Origin of the sequence: Microbacterium deminutum (assembly GCF_039530205.1) — a bacterium.
In the GTDB taxonomy this organism is placed as follows: domain Bacteria; phylum Actinomycetota; class Actinomycetes; order Actinomycetales; family Microbacteriaceae; genus Microbacterium; species Microbacterium deminutum.
In genome coordinates this window covers 241,945-262,362 of record NZ_BAAAOG010000003.1, presented here as the reverse complement: position 1 = coordinate 262,362, position 20,418 = coordinate 241,945, and the positions used below count along the sequence as shown (strand labels likewise).

At 69.0% G+C, this 20,418-nt stretch carries 20 protein-coding genes; 3 read left to right on the top strand and 17 right to left on the bottom strand.

Translation table 11 applies throughout. The annotated features are described in order from the left end of the window. Positions 1–98: 98 nt before the first annotated feature. The 6 genes from ABD212_RS11475 to ABD212_RS11450 all read right to left on the bottom strand — a co-directional run bounded on the left by ABD212_RS11475 (position 99) and on the right by ABD212_RS11450 (position 2,505). Positions 99–449: a bacitracin resistance protein gene (locus tag ABD212_RS11475; RefSeq protein WP_344094689.1), complete on the bottom strand. Its 351-nt coding sequence runs from the start codon at positions 447–449 to the stop codon at positions 99–101. Further along, positions 446–967 (bottom strand): DNA polymerase III subunit gamma/tau, encoded by a 522-nt coding sequence (locus ABD212_RS11470; RefSeq protein WP_344094687.1) that lies wholly within the window; start codon positions 965–967, stop codon positions 446–448. Before ABD212_RS11470 ends, ABD212_RS11475 begins: the two co-directional genes overlap by 4 nt. Before the next feature lie 132 nt (positions 968–1,099). Continuing rightward, positions 1,100–1,351, bottom strand: a complete 252-nt coding sequence (locus ABD212_RS11465) for a hypothetical protein (RefSeq protein WP_344094685.1) — start codon at positions 1,349–1,351, stop codon at positions 1,100–1,102. A gap of 203 nt (positions 1,352–1,554) precedes the next feature. Continuing rightward, positions 1,555–1,866, bottom strand: a complete 312-nt coding sequence (locus tag ABD212_RS11460) for a hypothetical protein (RefSeq protein WP_344094683.1) — start codon at positions 1,864–1,866, stop codon at positions 1,555–1,557. A 212-nt stretch (positions 1,867–2,078) separates the two neighbouring features. Then, complete coding sequence (locus ABD212_RS11455) at positions 2,079–2,267, bottom strand: hypothetical protein (protein ID WP_344094681.1); 189 nt, start codon at positions 2,265–2,267, stop codon at positions 2,079–2,081. 43 nt (positions 2,268–2,310) lie between these two features. Then, positions 2,311–2,505 carry a hypothetical protein gene (locus tag ABD212_RS11450; RefSeq protein WP_344094679.1) on the bottom strand — a complete coding sequence of 65 codons (195 nt, stop codon included), beginning with the start codon at positions 2,503–2,505 and terminating at the stop codon, positions 2,311–2,313. A gap of 154 nt (positions 2,506–2,659) precedes the next feature. Here ABD212_RS11450 and ABD212_RS11445 point away from each other — a divergent pair, with 154 nt between their 5' ends. Then, the gene (locus tag ABD212_RS11445; RefSeq protein WP_344094677.1) at positions 2,660–6,859 is read left to right on the top strand and encodes an nSTAND1 domain-containing NTPase; all 4,200 of its coding nucleotides are present in this window, start codon (positions 2,660–2,662) and stop codon (positions 6,857–6,859) included. A 97-nt stretch (positions 6,860–6,956) separates the two neighbouring features. Here ABD212_RS11445 and ilvC read toward each other — a convergent pair whose 3' ends face one another. Genes ilvC through ABD212_RS11415 form a run of 6 tightly spaced genes read right to left on the bottom strand, consistent with a single transcriptional unit; the run spans position 6,957 to position 14,314 of the window. Continuing rightward, a complete protein-coding gene (gene ilvC, locus ABD212_RS11440; protein ID WP_344094675.1) occupies positions 6,957–7,982 on the bottom strand; it encodes a ketol-acid reductoisomerase in 1,026 nt (341 codons plus the stop codon). A gap of 44 nt (positions 7,983–8,026) precedes the next feature. After that, positions 8,027–8,536: an acetolactate synthase small subunit gene (gene ilvN / locus ABD212_RS11435; RefSeq protein WP_344094673.1), complete on the bottom strand. Its 510-nt coding sequence runs from the start codon at positions 8,534–8,536 to the stop codon at positions 8,027–8,029. Positions 8,537–8,541: 5 nt separating this feature from the next. After that, a complete protein-coding gene (locus ABD212_RS11430) occupies positions 8,542–10,344 on the bottom strand; it encodes an acetolactate synthase large subunit (protein ID WP_344094671.1) in 1,803 nt (600 codons plus the stop codon). Between the two features lie 41 nt (positions 10,345–10,385). Continuing rightward, positions 10,386–12,104: a dihydroxy-acid dehydratase gene (ilvD, locus tag ABD212_RS11425; protein WP_344094669.1), complete on the bottom strand. Its 1,719-nt coding sequence runs from the start codon at positions 12,102–12,104 to the stop codon at positions 10,386–10,388. A gap of 9 nt (positions 12,105–12,113) precedes the next feature. Then, positions 12,114–12,896: a trehalose-phosphatase gene (gene otsB / locus ABD212_RS11420; RefSeq protein ID WP_344094667.1), complete on the bottom strand. Its 783-nt coding sequence runs from the start codon at positions 12,894–12,896 to the stop codon at positions 12,114–12,116. After that, complete coding sequence (locus ABD212_RS11415) at positions 12,893–14,314, bottom strand: alpha,alpha-trehalose-phosphate synthase (UDP-forming) (protein ID WP_344094665.1); 1,422 nt, start codon at positions 14,312–14,314, stop codon at positions 12,893–12,895. The genes otsB and ABD212_RS11415 overlap by 4 nt, the downstream gene beginning before the upstream one ends. 88 nt (positions 14,315–14,402) lie before the next feature. Here ABD212_RS11415 and ABD212_RS11410 point away from each other — a divergent pair, with 88 nt between their 5' ends. After that, entirely contained in the window at positions 14,403–14,669 is a 267-nt protein-coding gene (locus ABD212_RS11410) for a hypothetical protein (protein WP_344094663.1), read from the top strand. A gap of 199 nt (positions 14,670–14,868) precedes the next feature. On the opposite strand, the gene ABD212_RS11405 is transcribed toward ABD212_RS11410, so the two are convergent. The 3 genes from ABD212_RS11405 to ABD212_RS11395 are packed head-to-tail and all read right to left on the bottom strand — an operon-like array spanning position 14,869 to position 17,502. Beyond that, complete coding sequence (locus tag ABD212_RS11405; RefSeq protein ID WP_344094661.1) at positions 14,869–16,053, bottom strand: acetyl-CoA C-acetyltransferase; 1,185 nt, start codon at positions 16,051–16,053, stop codon at positions 14,869–14,871. After that, complete coding sequence (locus ABD212_RS11400) at positions 16,050–16,718, bottom strand: 3-oxoacid CoA-transferase subunit B (protein ID WP_344094659.1); 669 nt, start codon at positions 16,716–16,718, stop codon at positions 16,050–16,052. Before ABD212_RS11400 ends, ABD212_RS11405 begins: the two co-directional genes overlap by 4 nt. 1 nt (position 16,719) lies before the next feature. Continuing rightward, a complete protein-coding gene (locus ABD212_RS11395; RefSeq protein ID WP_344094657.1) occupies positions 16,720–17,502 on the bottom strand; it encodes a CoA transferase subunit A in 783 nt (260 codons plus the stop codon). A 128-nt stretch (positions 17,503–17,630) separates the two neighbouring features. Between ABD212_RS11395 and ABD212_RS11390 the strand changes: the two genes are divergently transcribed. Then, on the top strand, positions 17,631–18,416 hold the full coding sequence (locus tag ABD212_RS11390) for an IclR family transcriptional regulator (protein ID WP_344094655.1): 786 nt from the start codon (positions 17,631–17,633) through the stop codon (positions 18,414–18,416). Positions 18,417–18,656: 240 nt separating this feature from the next. Here the strand turns inward: ABD212_RS11390 and ABD212_RS11385 are convergent, their stop codons facing one another. Together ABD212_RS11385 and ABD212_RS11380 are read right to left on the bottom strand one after the other, a co-directional pair. Next, positions 18,657–18,920 (bottom strand): hypothetical protein, encoded by a 264-nt coding sequence (locus tag ABD212_RS11385; RefSeq protein WP_344094654.1) that lies wholly within the window; start codon positions 18,918–18,920, stop codon positions 18,657–18,659. Between the two features lie 698 nt (positions 18,921–19,618). After that, a complete protein-coding gene (locus tag ABD212_RS11380) occupies positions 19,619–20,371 on the bottom strand; it encodes a 3-hydroxybutyrate dehydrogenase (RefSeq protein WP_344094652.1) in 753 nt (250 codons plus the stop codon). Positions 20,372–20,418: the final 47 nt, after the last annotated feature.

The window sequence follows — 20,418 nt, the reverse complement described above, 5'->3', positions numbered from 1 at the left end:
CTCCTTCGCCGGCGGACCGTCCTCGAGCCGGACGATACTCCTCGAGAGGAGGAGGTCGTAAGGGTCTCGTTGATACCGACCCCCCGAGGATGCGGCCGTCAGGCGAGCAACGACGACGTGCGCGTCGTCGTGTAGGCGACGACGTCGAGCCAGAAGACCGCCGTCAGTGCGAGCCCGGTGAGCATCACGAGTGCGAGGTGAAGTGCGGGGCCGCGGTATCCCACCGTGAATGCGGCGATGAACGCGAGGATCGGGAACACGGTCGCGAAGATCCAGATGATCCACCCGAGCGCGTTGAGGCCGAGCGGCGCGGCCTGGGTCAGGTTGCCGAGCGCATTCCACACGGCGTACGCGTAGAAGAGCCCGAACCCGCCGGCGATCGTCGCGACGAGCCATGTCGGGTTCCTGCGGGGGACGGATGCCGCGGCATCCGTCACGTGTTCTCTCATTGACCCACCGTCCCGACCATGATGAACGGCCATGGCACGAGCAGGATCGCTCCGGCGACGAGCCACACGATACGCACCCATACCGCTGACCGCCGCGTGAGCAGGAAAACCGAGCCGAACCAGAGCGCCGGTGCCAGCGCGGCGAGCCAGAAGGAGCCCTGGAACATCACGTCGGCGAAGAGGTACTGTGCGCGGCCCTGCAACCGGAACCCGCCGATCACCCAGCCGATCGTGAAGAGGAGGTAGAAACCTCCGAGGATGCCCAGTGTGACGAGTGCCGCATTGCCCAGCGGCTGCCGCTCGTGCAGCTCGGCGCCGGCGTCGCTTGCCGTGGTGACCGTCTCGGACGTCCTGCCGACCGTGTCGGCGTCCTTTCCGACTGTCTCGGAATCCTTGCCGACCGCCGTGAACCCCTCGGGAAGCGACGATCCGCCTGTCGCGACAGGCGATCCGACGTCGAGGGTGGGGTCGTCGTCACTGTCCCATGCGAGGGCATCGTCATCGGGGCGCGCGGGCATGGTTCCCACCCTATCGACCCGACTATCGCCGGTGACCAGCAGCCGCACACGAACACGGGCAGCAGACGAGAGCGGGACGTGCCTCCGCGCTCGGAAGCAGTCCCCCACTCGCTGCGATGGCGAGTCTCACGGTCACAGCACGCGTTCGCGGATCGATCCGGTCTTCGCGTGAGCGGCCTGAGCGACGGGAGGATCGTCGATGACGAGCTGCAAGTCGTGCGGGGTCGCGGTGACCTTGGGGGTCTGCGACGCTGACTTTACCTGCTCGTCATGCTCGAGCTGCGCCTTGATCCGGTCGATCGGCAGATGGATGCCGGCCGACTTCGGCGCCGACACGACGACGTGGGTGGCCGTACCGTCGATGCCTGAGGCGGGGTCTGGCACGCCGCAAGGCCGATCGCAACCGCGGCGATCGCGAATGCGGCCAGCGCCCGACGTACGGAGGTCGCTGTCCGCGACGGCTGGGAGTTGCTCTTCATGATGCTTCTTCTTCCCGTTGAGATCGCCTCGGAATGATGCGATCTCAACGGGAAGAGCGGAGCAGGGCTCGCTTGATATAGGCGTGTATCGAACGCCGGATGCCGCGTCTAGTGCTGCGAGACCATCGTGCCCCGGAGCACCAGGTCCTCGGTCTCGGTCAGATCGGCGCAGCGGCTTTCGATCTCGTCGTACTCAGCGCGGTTCGCCGTCAGGAACGCGGTCGCCTCGTCCTCGGAGTCCCAGCGGTCGATCGTGAGGTAGTCGCCCTGCTCGCCGACGACAAGATCGGTGCCGAGGTAGTGCCGGCTCCGCTCGAAAAGCTGCACCCACGGGCCGCTGGCGCCATACGCCGCCTCGAACTCGGTGCGGTGGTCGAGTGCCACGCGGTAGCGCCAGACGATGACGAATGGGGTCGGCATGCACAGAGGGTAGCGCCGCGCCGGATCGCGCGAAGGGCAGCCCGCGGCTGACCGCGAGCGACCTACGATGGCGGCCTGGGCTGCCGCGGCCGCACTGCGTTCGATCCAGCAATGGCTGCGCGCGAACACTGAAGACGGCGTGCTGCTCCGGAACCCCGCGCCGGATCGACTCTTCGAGGCCGGGAACACGGTCCCGAAGATCCAGCAAGCGCTCAGTGGACCCAGCGCGGCGCGATGTGCCAGTGCGTGAGAAATCGGTGCCACGCCGGGTCGCGTCGCCGCGCCGGCAGCTTTTCGGTCACGGCGCGCTCCTTCTGCAGCGCGATGAGCTGGGCGGCACTTGAAAACTCGGCAATACGCTGCCGCTCCAGCTGAGAGGCGGTGTCGATGTTGTGAAGCATCGGGGTCCCTTTCTGCGTGGTTCTCTGGTCAGTCGTCTCGGTTTCAGAGGTGGACCTTTACATGGCCGGCGCCGATGTCGACGGCGGGTGCCGGTCCGTGCGCGACGGTGCCGGCGCCGACGACGCCGAAGAAAGCGAGGCCGGCGGCGACGAGGATCGCCGTTGCGCCGACGCGGACTGCGTTGGTCGGCTTAGCGGTCATCCCGCCCCTGGCGGGATTCGATGCGGTGGTTTCCATGACGTTTCCTTCCCGTGATCAGCCGGCAATGCGTCGGCTCGTCACTGACGATCGCAGGGGACGGTACTCACCCGGTCACCGCGCGATACTCATCCGGTACTCGCCCATGACCTGCGGCATTGACCCGGACGAGTCGCGGTCCCACACTTCGGGTATGACCGTTCGGGTGCTCGGGCCCCTGGACACAGGAACCGAGGAGTCACTCAGCCCGCGGGAGCGGGCGATCTTCAGCGCCCTCATCGTGCGGGCCGGCGCGTCAGTGTCGTCGGATGAGCTCGCAGAGGCCTACTGGGGTGATAATCCGCCTCGGACGTGGTCGCAGCAGGTGAAGACCTCTGTCGCACGCATCCGCGGCCGCCTCGGTCCCGAGGCGGTGCTCACCCGCGGTTCCGACTATGTGCTCGGCATCGACAACAGCGCGATCGATGCCTTCGAGTTCGAGCGGCTCGTCTCTCGCGCACGCAAGCACGCGCTCCATTCCGATCACGATCGCGCGATCGACGCGTACCGGCGGGCACTCGGGCTGTGGCGTGGTCGGGCCTTCTCCGAGCTCGCGGATTGGGAGCCAGCCAGGCAGGAGGCAGGCCGACTGTCCGAGATCCGGCGCAGCGCCGAAGAGGAGCTGCTCGAAGAGCGCCTCCACATCGGCGCGCATCGCGAGATCATCGCGGAGGCGGAGCAGGCAGTGCCGATCGAGCCGCTCCGAGAAGAGCGGTGGGCGATCCTCGCGGTGGCGAACTATCGCGCCGGCCGCCAGATCGAGGCCCTTGCTGCGATCCGCGAGGCGCGTGAGCGTTTCGCAGACGAGTTCGGCGTCGAACTGTCTTCCCGCCTGCGCCAGCTGGAGACGGCGATGCTGCGGCAGGATCCCACTCTCGATGCCCTCCCCGCGCCGCCGCCCGCGAACGATCTGTGCCCCTACCGTGGGCTCGTGCCGTTCGGCCCCGACGATGCCGAAGACTTCTTCGGTCGGCAGGATGCGATCGAGGCGATCCTCTCCCGCGTCCATTCCGGCTCGATCCTCACCATCGTCGGCCCCTCGGGATCCGGCAAATCGTCGCTGGTGCTCGCCGGGGTCATTCCGAGAGAACGGGAGAGCGGGCGCAGAGTCGAGATCCTGCGCGGCGGTGCGACGCTCGTCAACTCCCTTCGCACGGCGCTTCATCATTTCGGCGCGCCCGAGATCGTAGTCGTCGACCAGGCGGAGGCGATCTTCCAACTGGACGAACCCGAGATCGAGGCGACCGGCGCTCTGTTCGAGGAAGCTCTGCGTCTGGGCGGCGCGCTCGTCCTTACGTTGCGTTCGGACTTCCTCGATCGGGCGATCGCCCTGCCTCACATCGGTCCCGACGTGGCGCGCGGCCTCTACGCCCTCGGCCCGCTCTCGGAAGAGGGCCTTCGGCAAGCCGTCATCGAACCGGCCGCGCGGGCCGGACTGCGGCTCGAACCGGGCCTCGTCGAGCTCATCGTGCGCGATGCCGGCGATCGGCAGACAACGCTGCCGCACGTGTCGCACGCGCTGCTGGAGACGTGGATCCGCCGCGAGGGCAGCACGCTCACCGTCGACGGCTACGAGGAGTCCGGCGGAATCGCGGGAGCCATCGGCCAGTCCGCCGAGAATGTGTATCAGTCGATGGACGACGCGGATGCCGTGGTCTGCCGGGCGCTCATGCTGCGGCTGATCCAGCGTGATGCCGGCGGCCGGTCGGTCCGGCGGCCGGCTCAGCTGGCGCCGCTGCTCGCCGATCCGCAGCGCCGTCGCGTCCTGGAGCGGCTGGTCGCCACGAGGCTGCTGACGCTGGACGGCGAAACGATACTGGTCGCGCATGAGGCGATCGCCACGGCGTGGCCGCGACTCGACGGCTGGCTGGAAGAGGATGCCGAGGGTGCGCGCCTCGTGGCGACCGTTGCTACGGCGGCCGACCTGTGGAACGGGTCGGGTCGGCGTGACGAAGACCTCCTCCGCGGTGCCCGGCTGCAATCAGCGCTCGACTGGCGGGACCGATCCGAGCCGGACCTCACGGCAGTGGAGCAGGGATTCCTCGACGCTGCGGCCGAACGGGAGCGCGGCGAGGTCCGCGAGCTCGCCGACCGCGCGGCCCGCGACAAGCGGAACAACCGTCGGCTGCGATGGGCGCTCGCGGGCGCAGCCGTGCTGCTCGTGGTCGCTCTTGCCGCCGGTGGACTCGCCGCAGTGCAGGGCGGCGAGGCGCAAGTCGCCGCAGAGAACGCACGCGTGGAGGCGGTCGTGGCGACATCGCTCTCGCTCATCGACAACGACCGGGAGATGGCCTCGCTTCTCGCTGCGGAGGCGTTCCGGCGATGGCCACACGATCCGCGCACACGCTCGGCCCTGTGGGGTGTCATGATCAGCACGGGAGGACTCGTCGCCGCGCATCATGACCCGGATGCCTATCTGCCCGTCCTCGACATCATCCCTGGCACGTCCACGGCACTGCGCGTGGAGTCGTCCGAGCCCGGCCGCCCGCCCAAAGTCGACATCGTCGACATCAACACCGGCCAGGTCGTCCGCGCATTCGACCTCGTCCTTCCAGAGGTGCCGCCGAACACGTGGTACGAACTCGCTGTGAGTCCCGACGGCTCGGCGGCGGCGATCCAATCTCCGGTGCCGGATCCGTCGGACGCCGATGGGTGCTGCCGCAGGATGCTCACCCTCCTGGACATCGCGACCGGCGACACGCTGCCGGGAACGAGCCTCGTGCGGGCGCAGATGGCGGGTCACATGGCGTTCGACGGGGAAGGCGGACGCCTCTACGTCGCACAACCCATCACCGGCGATGTCATGGCTGTCGACATGACGACCGGAGAGGTTCGCGAGTCGGCTGCGGGCGTCTTCGACGAGCCCGGCGACCACCCCGGGGATTCCGGCTTCGGGATCGCGCTCATCGACGGCGGTCTCTTGGCGGTCGCTGCGGTCGATCAGATCCGCATCTTTGACCGCGAGACACTCGCGCTCGCGCGTACGATTCCGCTCGAAGGGGACTTTACAAGCGGGGACATCGTCGCCGACCACGAAGGCGGCCTCGTCAGCACCGGACTGGGCGGCACGGTGCGGATAGATGTCGCAACAGGAGCGACGCTCTGGCGACGGCTGGTGAAGGGCGAGGCCCACTGTGGCGTGCTCCACATCGCGAGCGGGAGTACGGTGGCGTGCGGATCGTTCCTCGGCCTCGCGCTCCTCGACCTCGCCACCGGTGAGACGACGAACACTCGGACGGCGCTCCAACTCAATCGGTCGCCGTACTTGGCGACGATCGATGATGAGTCGATTCTCGTCTCCATCGAGACGCCCCCTATCTGGATGCGATGGCGGATTGACGGAGGCGGGGCTGGCGCCGGCATCATCGCGAAGGGGCGCGAGCTCATCGACGGCCCCGAACAGGGCGGTTCACTCGTCGTTACGCGTGCGAGGGACGGCGGGCGCATGCGGCTGTGGGACTTCGAGCGCGACGTCCCCGTCGGCGACGAGTCGGATCGGATCGTCCTCCTCGGCTCAGGCATCGCCGCTCGCTATGACGGATCGGGCCGGCCGCAGCTCGAGCGCATAACCACGGAGGAGAAGATCGCGCTGCGAATCACTGGTCTGCCGGACGAGTTCGACGTCATGGCTGGCGCCTGGGGACGTCCCGCCTTCGCGGTGTGGGATACGGGCATCGTGGCCTTCGACCCGGCGACGGGCGAGCCGCTGGGGGATCGCCTGGCCATCGCGGCCGACCACTTCGTCGTCTGGTCGCTGAGCGAGACGCACGATGGGCGGCGCGCTGTCCTCACGTATGAGACGGAAGGCCGCACGGAGACAGCTCTCTTCGACATCGCGAGTGGCGCGAAGCTCGTCGGCGGCCTGTACGGCCTCGAAGCCAGCCACGTCGTCAACGACCATCTCGTGGTAGGTGTCTCGGACAGCCAGGCGCAGCTCTACGACATCGCAACGCTCAATCCTGTCTCGCCCCTCCCCCGCGCGATCGGCGGCGGCCAGAAGATCTCGGTCAGCGCCGACGGTCGCACACTCCTCAACGTCGGCTGGAACAACGCACTCACCCTGTACGACCTGACGGCCGACATCGCGCTCGCCTCACCACTTCGGAGCGAGTTGTCGAGCTTGGAATTCAGCGGTGGAGTGAATGTCGGCTTCCGGGTCGGCGGGTTCCTCAGCGCCGACGGAGGCACCCTGCTCGAAAGAGTCTCAGACGGAATCCGCGTGTGGGACCTTCGTCCGAACGAGCAGGCCTTGAGCGCCTGTGCGCTCGCCGGCCGCGAGTTGACCGAGAAGGAGTGGTCGACCTACTTCCCCGGCGAGGAGCAGATCGATACATGCGCCGAGCTGGCGTCCTGACGCGCGAACGCCGCGAGCCCGGCCCCTATTGGGGACCGGGCTCTAGTGGCTGTGAAGCCGGGCTCGGCGGATGGCGCCGAGAGCTCGTGAGGTCGGATCAGCGCGCGGCTGAACCCTCCACGTAGTCCTCGTCCGTCTGCTTCCAGGCGAACAGTGCCCGCAGTTCCTTGCCGACCTCTTCGATCGGGTGCTGGGCGCCCTTCTCGCGGAGCGCGTAGAACTCGGGAGCCCCGGCATCCTGGTCCGCGATGAAGCGCTGCGCGAACGCGCCGGACTGGATGTCGGCCAGCACCGCCTGCATGTTCTCCTTCACATGCGGGTCGATGACGCGCGGACCCGAGACGTAGTCGCCGTATTCGGCCGTGTCGGAGACCGACCAGCGCTGCTTGGCGATGCCGCCCTCCCACATCAGGTCGACGATGAGCTTCAGCTCGTGCAGCACCTCGAAGTAGGCGATCTGCGGCTGGTAGCCGGCTTCGGTCAGCGTCTCGAAGCCGTACTGGACCAGCTGCGACACGCCACCGCACAGCACGGTCTGCTCGCCGAACAGGTCGGTCTCGGTCTCTTCCGTGAACGTCGTCTTGATGACGCCGGCGCGGGTGCCGCCGAGGGCCTTCGCGTACGACTTCGCGAGGTCCCACGCCTGGCCCGAGGCATCCTGCTCCACCGCGATGATGTCCGGGATGCCGCGGCCCGCAACGTACTCGCGACGCACAGTGTGACCGGGCGCCTTGGGTGCGACGAGGATGACGTCAACGCCTTCGGGCGGCTGGATGTAGCCGAAGCGGATGTTGAACCCGTGCGCGAACGCGAGGGTCTTGCCCGGGACGAGCTTGTCCTTGATGTGGTCGTTGTAGATGCCGCGCTGGTGCTGATCCGGCGCGAGGATCATGATGACGTCGGCCCACTCGGCCGCATCCGCCACGGACTTGACCTCGAAGCCCTCGTCCTCGGCCTTGGCGGCCGACTTCGAGCCGTCCTTGAGCGCGACGACGACCTCGACGCCCGAGTCGCGAAGATTCTGCGCGTGGGCATGGCCCTGCGAGCCGTAGCCGACGATCGCGACCTTCTTGCTCTGGATGAGCGCGAGGTCGGCGTCGTCGTCGTAGAAGATTTCAGCCATGGGGGTGTTTCTCCTTGTGTTTCTGGTTCGGCGTGGTCGTTTGGTCAGCCCCGCAGCACGCGCTCGGTGATGCTCTTGCCGCCGCGCCCGAGGGCGAGCAGTCCGGACTGGGCGAGCTCCTTGATGCCGAAGGGCTCGAGAGCGCGCAGGAATGCCTCGACCTTCCCCTTGTCGCCGGTCACCTCGACGACGAGCGCATCGGGCGCGTAGTCCACGATCGAGCCGCGGAACAGGTTCACGACCTCGAGCACGTTCGAGCGGGTCGCGTTGTCGGCGCGGACCTTGACGAGCATGTGCTCGCGCTGAACGGAAGCGACGGGGTCGAGCTCGACGATTTTGATGACGTTGATCAGCTTGTTCAGCTGCTTGGTCACCTGCTCGAGCGGCAGCGCCTCGACGTCGACGACGACCGTGATGCGGGACAGGCCCGGCACCTCGGTCACGCCCACGGCGAGGGACTCGATGTTGAAGCCCCGGCGGGCGAAGAGCCCCGCGACACGGGTCAGCAGGCCGGGCTTGTCCTCGACCAGGAGGCTCAGCACATGCGTCGACATGCCCCTCAGTCCTCCTGCTCGAACGCCGGCGCGTGGTCGCGCGCGTACTGGACGTAGCTGTTGCTGACGCCCTGCGGCACCATCGGCCAGACCATCGCGTCGGCGCTCACCACGAAGTCGATGACCACGGGCCGGTCGTTGGTGGCGAGGGCGGTCTGGATGGCGGCATCCACGTCCTCCTCCTTCTCGACGCGGATGGCGAGGCAGCCGTACGCCTCGGCGAGCTTCACGAAGTCGGGCACGCGCATGGTGCCGTGACCCGTGTTGAGGCTCGTGTGCGAGTAGCGGCCGTCGTAGAACAGCGTCTGCCACTGGCGCACCATCCCGAGCGACGAGTTGTTGATGATCGCGACCTTGATCGGGATGTTGTTGATCGTGCAGGTGGCCAGCTCCTGATTGGTCATCTGGAAGCAGCCGTCGCCGTCGATCGCCCAGACCTGACGATCGGGCTCGGCGACCTTCGCGCCCATCGCGGCCGGAACGGCGTAGCCCATCGTGCCCGCACCGCCCGAGTTCAGCCACGAGTTCGGCCGCTCGTACTTGATGAACTGCGCGGACCACATCTGGTGCTGGCCCACTCCGGCCGCGAACACGCCCTCGGGCCCGGTCAGCTCGCCGATCCGCTGGATCACGTACTGCGGCGACATCAGCCCGTCGGTGGGCTGGGAGTAGCCGAGGGGGAACTCGTCGCGCAGCCCGTCGAGGAACGACCACCACTCTGCGATGTCGGGCGCGACGGTCGCCGCGGCTGCGCGGTAGGCGGCATCCAGGTCGACGAGCACGTCCTTCAGATCGCCGACGATCGGAACCTCGGCCGCGCGGATCTTGCCGATCTCGGCCGGGTCGATGTCCACGTGCACAACCTGCGCGTTCGGCGCGAAGAGCGACGCCTTGCCCGTGACCCGATCGTCGAAGCGGGCACCCAGCGAGATCAGCAGGTCGGCCTCCTGCAGCGCGAGCACCGCGGGGACGGTGCCGTGCATCCCGGGCATCCCGAGATGCTGCGGATGCGAGTCGGGGAAGGCGCCGCGTGCCATGAGCGTCGTCACGACGGGGGCGCCGGTGGTCTCGGCGAGTGCGCGCAGCTCCGCCGACGCCTGCGAGCGGATGACCCCGCCGCCGACGTACAGCACCGGCTTCTTGGCCGCGGCGAGCAGCTGGGCCGCGGCCTGGATCTGCTTGCCGTGCGCCTTCGTGACCGGGCGGTAGCCCGGAAGGTCGATCTTCGGCGGCCACACGAACGGCGCCTCCGCCTGCTGCGCGTCCTTGGTGATGTCCACGAGCACGGGTCCGGGTCGACCGGTGCCCGCGATCTCGAAGGCCGCCGCGATGGCGCCGGGCACGTCCTCCGGCCGCTTCACGAGGAACGAGTGCTTCGTGATGGGCATCGTGATGCCGACGATGTCGGCCTCTTGGAAGGCATCCGTGCCCATGAGGTTCGAGAAGACCTGTCCGGTGATGCACACGATCGGCACCGAGTCCATGTACGCGTCGGCGATCGCCGTGACGAGGTTGGTGGCGCCGGGGCCGGAGGTCGCGATCGCGACGCCGACCTTGTTGGATGCCGCGGCATAGCCCTCGGCCGCGTGACCGGCGCCCTGCTCGTGCCGCACCAGGATGTGGCGCAGAGCCGTGCTGTCCATCAGCGGGTCGTAGACGGGGAGGATGGCACCCCCGGGCAGACCGAAGACGTCGGTGACGCCGAGCAGCTCGAGCGAGCGGACGACCGCCTGCGCCCCCGTGAGCACGGGCGCAGCGGCGGTGCGGGCGGGAGGCCGTGGGACGGCCGTGGCGGATTCGGCAGACATGGTGATGATCCTCTATCGAGAGCGGGATGTCGGAAGCCGTGCTAACCCGTGACCGCGCCCTCCGCAGCGGAGCGCACGAGACGGGAGTACTTGGCAAGGACGCCACGGGTATAGCGCGGAGGAAGCGGCTCCCAGCCGAAGCGGCGGGAGTCGAGCTCTGCATCGTCGACGAGTAGGTCGAGAGTGCGAGCCGCGATATCGACCCGTATCAGATCACCATCGCGCACGAAGGCGATGGGACCGGAGTCCACCGCTTCGGGTGCTATGTGGCCGATGCACAGGCCGGTTGTGCCGCCTGAGAATCTGCCGTCCGTCAAGAGTAGTACATCTTTTCCGAGCCCTGCGCCCTTGATGGCGGCGGTGATCGCGAGCATCTCGCGCATGCCGGGGCCGCCCTTCGGTCCCTCGTAGCGGATGACGATCACATCGCCCGCCTCGATCCGGCCGGTCTCGAGCGCGTCCATCGCGGCGCGCTCGCGTTCGAACACGCGAGCGGGGCCCTCGAACACGTTCGCGTCGAACCCCGCCGACTTCACGACCGCACCCTCGGGCGCCATCGAGCCGTGCAGGATCGTGATGCCCCCGGTCGCGTGGATCGGGTTGTCGAATGTGTGGATGACGGTGCCGTCGACCGGATCGGGGTTCAGCTCGGCGAGGTTCTCGGCGAGCGTCCTGCCTGTCACGGTGAGCGCGTCGCCGTGGAGCAGTCCCTCGTCGAGCATCGCCTTCATGATGACCGGGATGCCGCCGTGGCGGTCGACGTCGTTCATGACGTACTTGCCGAACGGCTTCATGTCGGCCACATGGGGAACCTTGTCGCCGATCCGGTTGAAGTCGTGGAGGTCCAGCTCGACCTCGGCCTCGCGCGCGATCGCCAGGAGGTGCAGGACGACGTTGGTCGAGCCGCCGAGCGCCATCGCGAGGGCGATCGCGTTCTCGAACGCCTCGGGGGTGAGGATGTCGCGGGTCGTGATGCCCAGACGGAGCAGGTTGACCACCGCTTCGCCGGAGCGGTGCGCGAAGTAGTCGCGGCGGCGGTCGGCCGACGGCGGCGCGGCGGAGCCGGGAAGGCTGAGCCCGAGCGCCTCGGCGACGGAGGCCATGGTGTTCGCGGTGTACATGCCACCGCACGCGCCCTCACCGGGGGCGATCGCGCACTCGATGCGCTTCAGGTCGGCCTCGCTCATCCTGCCGGCGAGGCACGCGCCGACGGCCTCGAACGAGTCGATGATCGTGACGTCCTTCTCAGTGCCGTCGCTGAGCTTCACCCATCCCGGCGCGATCGAGCCGGCGTAGAGGAACACGCTCGAGAGGTCCAGCCGCGCCGACGCCATCAGCATGCCGGGGATCGACTTGTCGCACCCGGCCAGGAGCACGGATCCGTCGAGGCGCTCGGCCATCATGACGGTCTCGACCGAGTCGGCGATGACCTCGCGCGAGACGAGCGAGAAGTGCATGCCCTCATGGCCCATCGAGATGCCGTCCGAGACCGAGATCGTGCCGAACTGCAGGGGGTAGCCCCCACCCGCGTGGACGCCCTCCTTGGCGCCCTGCGCGAGCCGGTCGAGGCTCAGGTTGCAGGGGGTGATCTCGTTCCAGCTCGACGCGATGCCGATCTGGGGCTTGTCCCAGTCCTCGTCGCCCATGCCGACCGCGCGGAGCATCCCGCGGGATGTCGTCGCCTCGATGCCGTCGGTGACGACCCGGCTGCGGGGTTTGATGTCGATCGATTCGCTGCTGGTCTGGCGGGCCTCAGGCATCTTGGAAGTCTATTCCCGCACGGCGGCTCGCTCGGTCGCGAGCAGGCTCAGCAGGCCGGCGAGAGCGGGGATGCCGGCCACGGAGAGCCGGGCCGCGGTGGGCTTGTCGCCGACGTGCACGCCGAGGTCGTGCGGGCCGAGGCTTCGCAGGGCGTCCTCGTCGGTGACGTCGTCGCCGGCGAACAGCACGGCCGTCGCACCGGTGCGCTCGCGCAGCTCCGCGACGGCGGAATCCTTTCCCTCATGCCGGAACGCGTATTCGACGATGTTGTGACCGGTCCGGCGCCGCCAGTGCGGGGCATCCGCCTGCACGATCGCGTCGACGATGCGATTGGCATCCTCGGCGGCCTCCGCCGTGGCGCGACGGGTGTGCACGCCCAGGCCGAACGTCTTCGGCTCGATCCAGACGCCCTCGAGCTGCTGGGTCGCGGCCTCGGCGCGGGCGCGCAGCTCGTCGCGCAGTGCGGCGTCGGCGGGGTTGTCGGGGTGCACGATCGCACCCTCGCCGGGCACCCAGAACTCCGCGCCGTGCGATCCGGCGAGCAGCACCCGGGAGTCGTTGCGATGCTCGCCGATCGTCCGCAGGTCGCGGAGGCTCCGACCCGAGACGAGCGCCACCACGGTTCGGGGCGCGTCGAGAAGCGCGTTCACGGCGTTGCGCGCGGCAGGCAGCATCCGGGCGTCCATGGGCTCGTCCTCGAGCGGCGCGAGAGTCCCGTCGAAGTCGAGCGCGACGAGAAGCCGATCGGATGCCGCGACCTCGCGGAGCGCGTCACGCCACACCTCGTTCACTGTGACTGCTCCTGCTCATGGAAGGCGTCCAGGGCGTCGAGGAAATCGCGCGACCAGTCCTCGACGGTGTGATCGAGGACACGGCGGCGGAGCGCGCGCATGCGTCGCCCCTGCTCGGCGGCGGGCATCTCGATGGCGCGCATGATGGCATCCTTCAGGCCGCCGATGTCGTGCGGGTTGATCCGGATGGCGCTGCCGAGCTCGTCGGACGCGCCGGCGAATTCGCTGAGCACCAGGACGCCCCGGTTGTCCACCCGCGCGGCGACGTATTCCTTCGCGACGAGGTTCATGCCGTCGCGGAGCGCCGTGACGAGCATGACGTCGGCGGCGAGGTACAGGGCGACCATCTCTTCGCGCGGGTAGTTCTGGTGCAGATACCGGATCGCCGTGTGATCCATCGTGTCGTGATCGCCGTTGACCCTGCCGACCATGAGCTCGATCTCGTCACGCAGCTGGACGTAGGCCTCGACGCGCTCCCGGCTCGGGCTCGCGACCTGCACCAGCGTGACGTCCTCGACGCCGAGGCGGCCGTCGTCGAGCAGCTCGCCATACGCCTTCATGCGGTGGCGGATGCCCTTGGTGTAGTCGAGCCGGTCGACGCCGAGCAGGATCTGCTTGGGATTGCCCAGGCTCGCTCGGATCTCGTCGGCGCGCGCTCGAACGTCCGCGCGCCGCGCCAGCTCGATGTACGACGCGGCATCGATCGAGATCGGAAATGCCTTCGCGAGGGCTCGACGGGTGGTGCCGTCGTCGTTCGGGACAGTGATGCCCGAGGCCTTCGTGTCATAGCGCAGCTGGCGGCGCACCGCCCGCGCGAAGTTGCCGGCATCCGCCACGCGCTGGAAGCCGATCACGTCGGCACCGAGAAGTCCCTGCAGCACCTGGCGGCGCCAGGGCAGCTGCGAGAAGAGACCGTATGCCGGGAACGGTATGTGGTGGAAGTACCCGATGGTCAGATCCGGCCGCGACTCACGCAGCATCTGCGGCACGAGTTGCAACTGGTAGTCCTGGACCCAGACGACGGCGCCGACCGCCGCAGCCTCGGCGGCGGCATCCGCGAATCGCCGGTTCACCCGCTGATAGGCCTCCCACCAGACGCGGCGGTAGCGGGGCGGCGAGATCACATCGTGGTACAGCGGCCAGATGGTGTCGTTCGAGAAGCCCTCGTAGTACAGCTCGACGTCTTCGGCGCTCAGCCGCACCGGCACGAGGTGCGTCCCATCGATCTCGAACGGCTCGATGTCGAGGTCGGGCTTGCCGACCCACCCGACCCAGGCGCCGTCCGCCTGGCGCATCACCGGGTCGAGTGCCGTCACGAGGCCGCCGGGTGAACGGCCCCAGCTCGGCTCGCCGTCTTCTCCGGTCGCATGATCGACAGGCAGACGATTCGCGACGACGACGAACTCGGCCTTCTCCACACGCGCTCCTGACCCCGGTTGCCTTCAGGCTAACAGTGCGCCCGGCGATGCTTTGGGCCCCTTGCGCGGCGACGAGTAGCGTGGGCGTATGCGCAGGTACCTCTTCAGCACCGGGCTCTTCTCAGCGATCCTCAGCGGGCTCGCGCTGCTGCGGAGCATGCGCGAGAAGGAGCCATTCACTTGGCGGACGGCGCTCGCATGGCTCAGCTGGGGCATCAGCGTGACCCTCGCCGTCGGCGCCGCCGTCGACACCCGCCGCGCACGGCGGGGCCGGGAGGTCGCCGAGGACTCCCCCATCGCCCCGAAGGCCGAGAAGCTGTATAAGAAGCGCCTCGACAGCGCCCGCGCGTCCTGATGTCGGCCCGGCCCCGGGTTTCCGGGGTTTCGTGCGCGTTCGGTCCGGGGTTTCCGGGTTTGGGGCGCGTTCGGTCCGGGTTTCCGGGTTTGGGGCGCGTTCGGTCCGGGGTTTCCGGGTTCGGGGCGCGTTCGGTCGGTTGGGGCGCGGATAGTACGCCCCGACGGACGAAAGGCGCCCCGAACCCCCGGAGCTCGGGTCAGCGGGTCAGGATGAGCGCATCGCCCTGTCCGCCGCCGCCGCAGAGGGCGACCGCGGCCGTGCCGCTGCCGCGGCGGACCAGCTCGTGGACGGCGTGCACGACGAGGCGGTTGCCGGATGCCCCGATCGGGTGCCCGATCGCGATGCCGCCGCCGTGCGGGTTGACGATGTCGTCCGAGAGGCCGAGTTCCTGCTGCGATCGGGCGACCACGGCGCCGAAGGCCTCGTTGATCTCGACGATGTCGAGGTCCGCCGCTCCGATCTTCTGCTTGGCGAGCGCCTTCTCGATCGCCCGGGCAGGCTGCGAATGCAGCGAGTTGTCGGGTCCCGCGACCTGACCCGACGCCCCGACGACCGCGAGCACGGGCCAGCCGTGCTCGTCGGCGTGGGAGCGGGAGGTGAGGACGACGGCGGATGCCCCGTCCGAGATCTGCGACGAATTGCCGGCCGTGATCGTGCCGTCATCGGCGAAGGCCGGGCGCAGGGCGGCGAGGGTCTCGACCGTCGTGTCCGGGCGGATGCCTTCGTCCTTGGTCAGCACGATGGGGTCCCCCTTGCGCTGCCGGATCTCGACCGGCACGATCTCGGCCTCGAAGACCCCGGCCTCGGTCGCCGCAGCAGCGCGCCGGTGCGATCGGGCGGCTACCGCATCCTGCATCTCGCGCGTGATGTGCAGCGGACCGTTGTGCCGTTCGGTCGAGGCACCCATGCTCTCGCGGTCATACGCGTCGGTGAGCCCGTCGTAGGCCATGTGGTCGAGCACCTCGACGGTGCCGTACGACCAGCCGTCGCGCGAACCCATCAGCAGATGCGGAGCCCGGGTCATCGACTCCATGCCGGCCGCCACCACGACCGTCGCGTCGCCGACGGCGATCATGCGAGCCCCGTCGATGATCGCGGTGAGTCCCGAGAGGCAGACCTTGTTGACGGATGCCGAGGGCACCGACCATGGGATGCCGGCGCCGACCGCCGCCTGACGGGCCGGGTTCTGGCCTGCTCCGGCGGGCAGCACCTGCCCGACGAAGACAGCATCCACCGCCTCAGGCGGAACGCCGCCCTGCTCGAGGGCGCCGCGGATCGCGATGCTGCCGAGCTGCACCGCCGTGAGCGACGCGAGCTGACCCTTGAGTCGCCCCTGCGGAGTGCGCGCAGCTGCGACGATGACGACGTCGTCGTGGTTCATGCTTCCACCTTAAGTTCGACGGAGCCGACGTGCTCCGGGACGATCAGCTCGGGTTCGGTCGCCGCCACGACCTCGTCGACCGTGACGCCGGGGGCGGTCTCGACGAGCACCAGCCCCTCGTCGGTGACGTCGATCACGGCCAGGTCGGTGATGATGCGGTCGACGACGCGCCTGCCGGTGAGCGGCAGCGAGCATTCGTGGACGATCTTGGCCGTGCCGTCCTTCGCGACGTGCTCCATCAGGACGATCACCTTCGCCGCGCCGTGCACGAGGTCCATCGCGCCGCCCGGGCCCTTGACCATCTTCCCGGGGATCATCCAGTTCGCGATGTCGCCCGTCGCCGACACCTGCATGGCGCCGAGGATCGCCGCGTCGATCTTGCCGCCGCGGATCATGCCGAAGCTCGTCGCCGAGTCGAAGAATGCTGCGCCCGGAAGGGTCGTGACGGTCTCCTTGCCGGCATTGATGAGGTCGGGATCGACGTCGGCGTCACGCGGATACGGGCCGACGCCGAGGATGCCGTTCTCGGACTGCAGCACGACCGTGACGCCGGCCGGCACGTAATTCGGGACCAGCGTCGGCAGCCCGATCCCGAGGTTCACGTACGAGCCGTCTGCGAGCTCGGCGGCCGCGCGCGCGGCCATCTCGTTGCGGGTGAGGGCCATGTCAGTCTCCTCCCGAGGTCGCCGCCGCGACCGTGCGGCGCTCGATGCGCTTCTCGATGCCGGTGCCCACCTCGAGCACGCGGTGGACATAGATCCCCGGCAGGTGGATGCAGTCCGGGTCCAGCTCGCCGGGCTCGACGAGCTCTTCGACCTGGGCGATGCAGATCCGCCCCGCCATCGCGGCGAGCGGGTTGAAGTTGCGGGCGGACTTGTTGAAGATCAGGTTGCCGTAGCGGTCGCCGCGCCGCGCATGGACGAGCGCGTAGTCCGTGACGATCGCCTCCTCGAGCACATACTCGCGAGGCGCGCCCGAGACGTCGAACGTACGGACATCCTTCACGGGGGACGCGACCGCGATCCCGCCGGCCCCGTCATATTTTCGCGGCAGCCCGCCCTCGGCGACCTGGGTGCCGACGCCGGTCTGCGTGTAGAACGCCGCTATGCCCGATCCACCGGCACGCAGCTTCTCGGCGAGCGTCCCCTGGGGTGTGAGCTCCAGCTCGAGCTCGCCCGAGAGGAACTGCCGCTCGAACTCCTTGTTCTCGCCCACGTACGACGAGGTCATCTTGCGGATGCGCTTCGCGTTGAGCAGGATGCCGAGCCCCCAGTCGTCGACGCCGCAGTTGTTGCTCACGATGCTCAGGTCGGTGGTCCCCTGCGCGAGCAGCGCCTCGATGAGCGCGATGGGATTGCCCGAGAGGCCGAATCCGCCGACGGCGAGGGACGCGCCATCCGGGATGTCGGCGACCGCCTCGGCGGCCGACCCGACGGTCTTGTCGATCACGTGTCACTCCTTCGTGCTGCCGTGGCGCGCCGGCATCGGCCCGACGCGCTTCCATCCTGCGCCCGCGGGGTGGGCGCGGCGCCGTCGACGGTTGCGATGTGGATGCCGGGCGGCATACTGTCCATATCGTGGACACAGCACCAAGCGTCCCTGGGGCGCAGTCGGTGGCCCGGGCAGCGCGGCTGCTCCGGCTGGTGACGACGGCGGGCGAGGAGGGTCTCGCGGTCGCCGACCTCGCACGCAGCGCCGAGCTCACCCGCCCGACCGCCCACCGCCTGCTCACCGCCCTGCGACACGAGGGCCTCGTCGATCAGGACGAGCGCACCGGCAGGTGGATGCCGGGACCCGAGCTGTACCTGATGGGCACGGTCGCGGCATCCCGCTACGACATCACCGGAATCGCCCGCGACATCGTGCGCTCGCTCGCGGTGCGCACCGAAGAGAGCGCGTTCCTCTCGGTGCGGCGTGGCGACGAGACCGTGTGCCTGTTGCGGGAGGAGGGAAGCTTCCCGATCCGCTCGTTCGTGCTCTCGGAAGGGGTGCGGTTCCCCCTCGGCGTGGCATCGGCGGGGCTTGCGATCCTGGCCTTCCTGCCGCCTCACGATGTGGACGCCTACTTTGACCGGCATCCTGAGCTGCCGGAGCGCTGGGGCGCTTCCCACGGCGAGCAGCGGCTGCGCGCCCGGCTGCGCGACACCCAGTCCCGGGGGTACGCGCTGAACCCCGGGCTGATCGTCGAAGGCAGCTACGGGCTCGGCGCCGCCGTCTTCACCCGCGAAGGCCACCCGCAGTGGGCGCTGAGCCTCACCGGGGTCGAGTTCCGATTCGGCCCGGAGCGCCTGCCGGAACTCGGCCGCACCCTGCTCGCGCACGCGCATCAGCTGACGACGCGGGTCGGAGCCGCGGGCCGCTGAGTGCCTGGAGCGAGCGGACTTCGGTCGTTGAGCGAGGGAGCGAAGCGACCGAGACAAGACCCGTCGGACGGACGGTGGCTGGACTCTGGGCTACTCTCGGGCCCGACGGTGCCCGGAAGGAGGACGGATGGACGCCCGAGCTGACTGGCGCCGCCCCGTCCAGCGCATCACGGCGTGCGGGCTGAGTGCGTCATCCTGCTGGTGCTCGCCCCCGCCGCCGGATCCTATGCCGCCGCCGGCTCACCCGGTGTGATGGCGGCACCGACGATCGCCCGCGGCAACCGCCGGCCATGACCACACCGCGTCGCTCGACGCGACGCAGACCGACTGCTGGGCGAGCGACCCGGCAGCGGCGACGATCGCACTCGTCGGCACGGACGGTGTCGGCGGAACCGTCTTTCCCGGCCCGATCAACACGTGCAGCACACCGGTCGTCCAGATCGGCGGCGAGTACGTGGATACCTTCTTCGGCTCGCAGGCTGTGCGGATCGGCACTGCCGACATGAACATCGTCCTGAGCGATCTGCAGGGCGGAGGCGGTGGCAACGACTCCGCCTACGACAACCTCATCGTGCTCGACGTCACGGCACAGCTCGACCAGTCGTTCGGCGTCGGTCCGGTCGGTGGGGCGTGGCCCGCCGGTGAACGGGCCCCCCTCACCCTGACCGTGACGAACACGCACCTCCCCTTGGATCCGACGACACCGTCCGGAGCGAAGCCGGGCTGGTCCGCCACCGACTCGCCGCCGCCCGGGCTCGTCGTCGCCGCCCCGCTCAAGGTTCACGACGGACTGCGACGACGGCACTCTGGAATCCTCGGCGCCGGGCGCACTCAGGATCGGCGGCGATCTGGGTGCCGCGGATGTCTCATGCACCTTCACCGTCGATGTCACGAGCGAGTCGGCGGGGTGTACACGTCTGAGCCGACCGCGTTCGCCCTCGACGGACTGCTGGCCCCGGCATCCGCTGCCGTGACGTTTCGCAGCGGCCCTACCGCCGCCCGTTCCGACGCCGACTCCCAGTCCGACGGACGCGCTGGCGCCGACCGGCGGCGGGGAGGTGGGAGCCTTGTTCGCCGCAGCGATCGCCCTGCTCGCCCTGGGGGCGACAGCGCTGGTCCTCGCGAGGCGGCGCCGCGACTTCTGACGCCCGTTTCGTCTCGCTTCGCTCGCTCAACGACCGCGCGGGCCCGAGCCGGCGCGATCAGCGCGCGGTCCAGCCTCCGTCGATCGTGTACGAGGCGCCGGTCACCATGCCCGCCTTGTCGGACACCAGCCAACCCGCGAGCGAGGCCACCTCGTCGGGTTCGACGAGACGCTTCACGGCCGTCTCGGTCAGCATGATCTTCTCGACGACCTCCTCTTCGGGGATGCCGTGCACACGGGCCTGGTCGGCGATCTGCCTCTCGACGAGCGGGGTGCGCACGTATGAGGGGTTGATGCAGTTGCTCGTCACGCCGTGCTCGGCACCCTCGAGGGCGGTCACCTTCGACAGGCCCTCCAGTCCGTGCTTCGCCGCCACGTACGCCGACTTGAACGCGCTCGCGCGCAGGCCGTGAGCGCTCGAGACGTTCACGACCCGTCCCCACCCCCGCTCGTACATCGCCGGCAGCGCCGCACGGATCAGCAGGAACGGCGACTCGAGCATGAGCCGCAGGATCAGCCGGAACGCGTCCGGATCGAACTCGGTGATCGGACTGACGCGCTGGATCCCGGCATTGTTCACGAGGATGTCGACATCCAGCGTCAGATCCTCGAGCGATGCGGTGTCCGACAGATCGACGACCCACGCCTCCCCCGCGACGGATGCCGCGGCGGCTGCTGCGGCATCCGGATTCAGGTCCGCGATGGTCACGTGCGCGCCGCGCCGCGCGAACTCGTGCGCGCAGGCCAGGCCGATGCCGCTCGCGCCGCCGGTGACCAGGGCGCGCTTGCCGCTGAGATCGGGTTCGGTCATCGTGTGAGCTCCTTCGATCGCGCCGGAATGCCGATGAGTCGAATCAT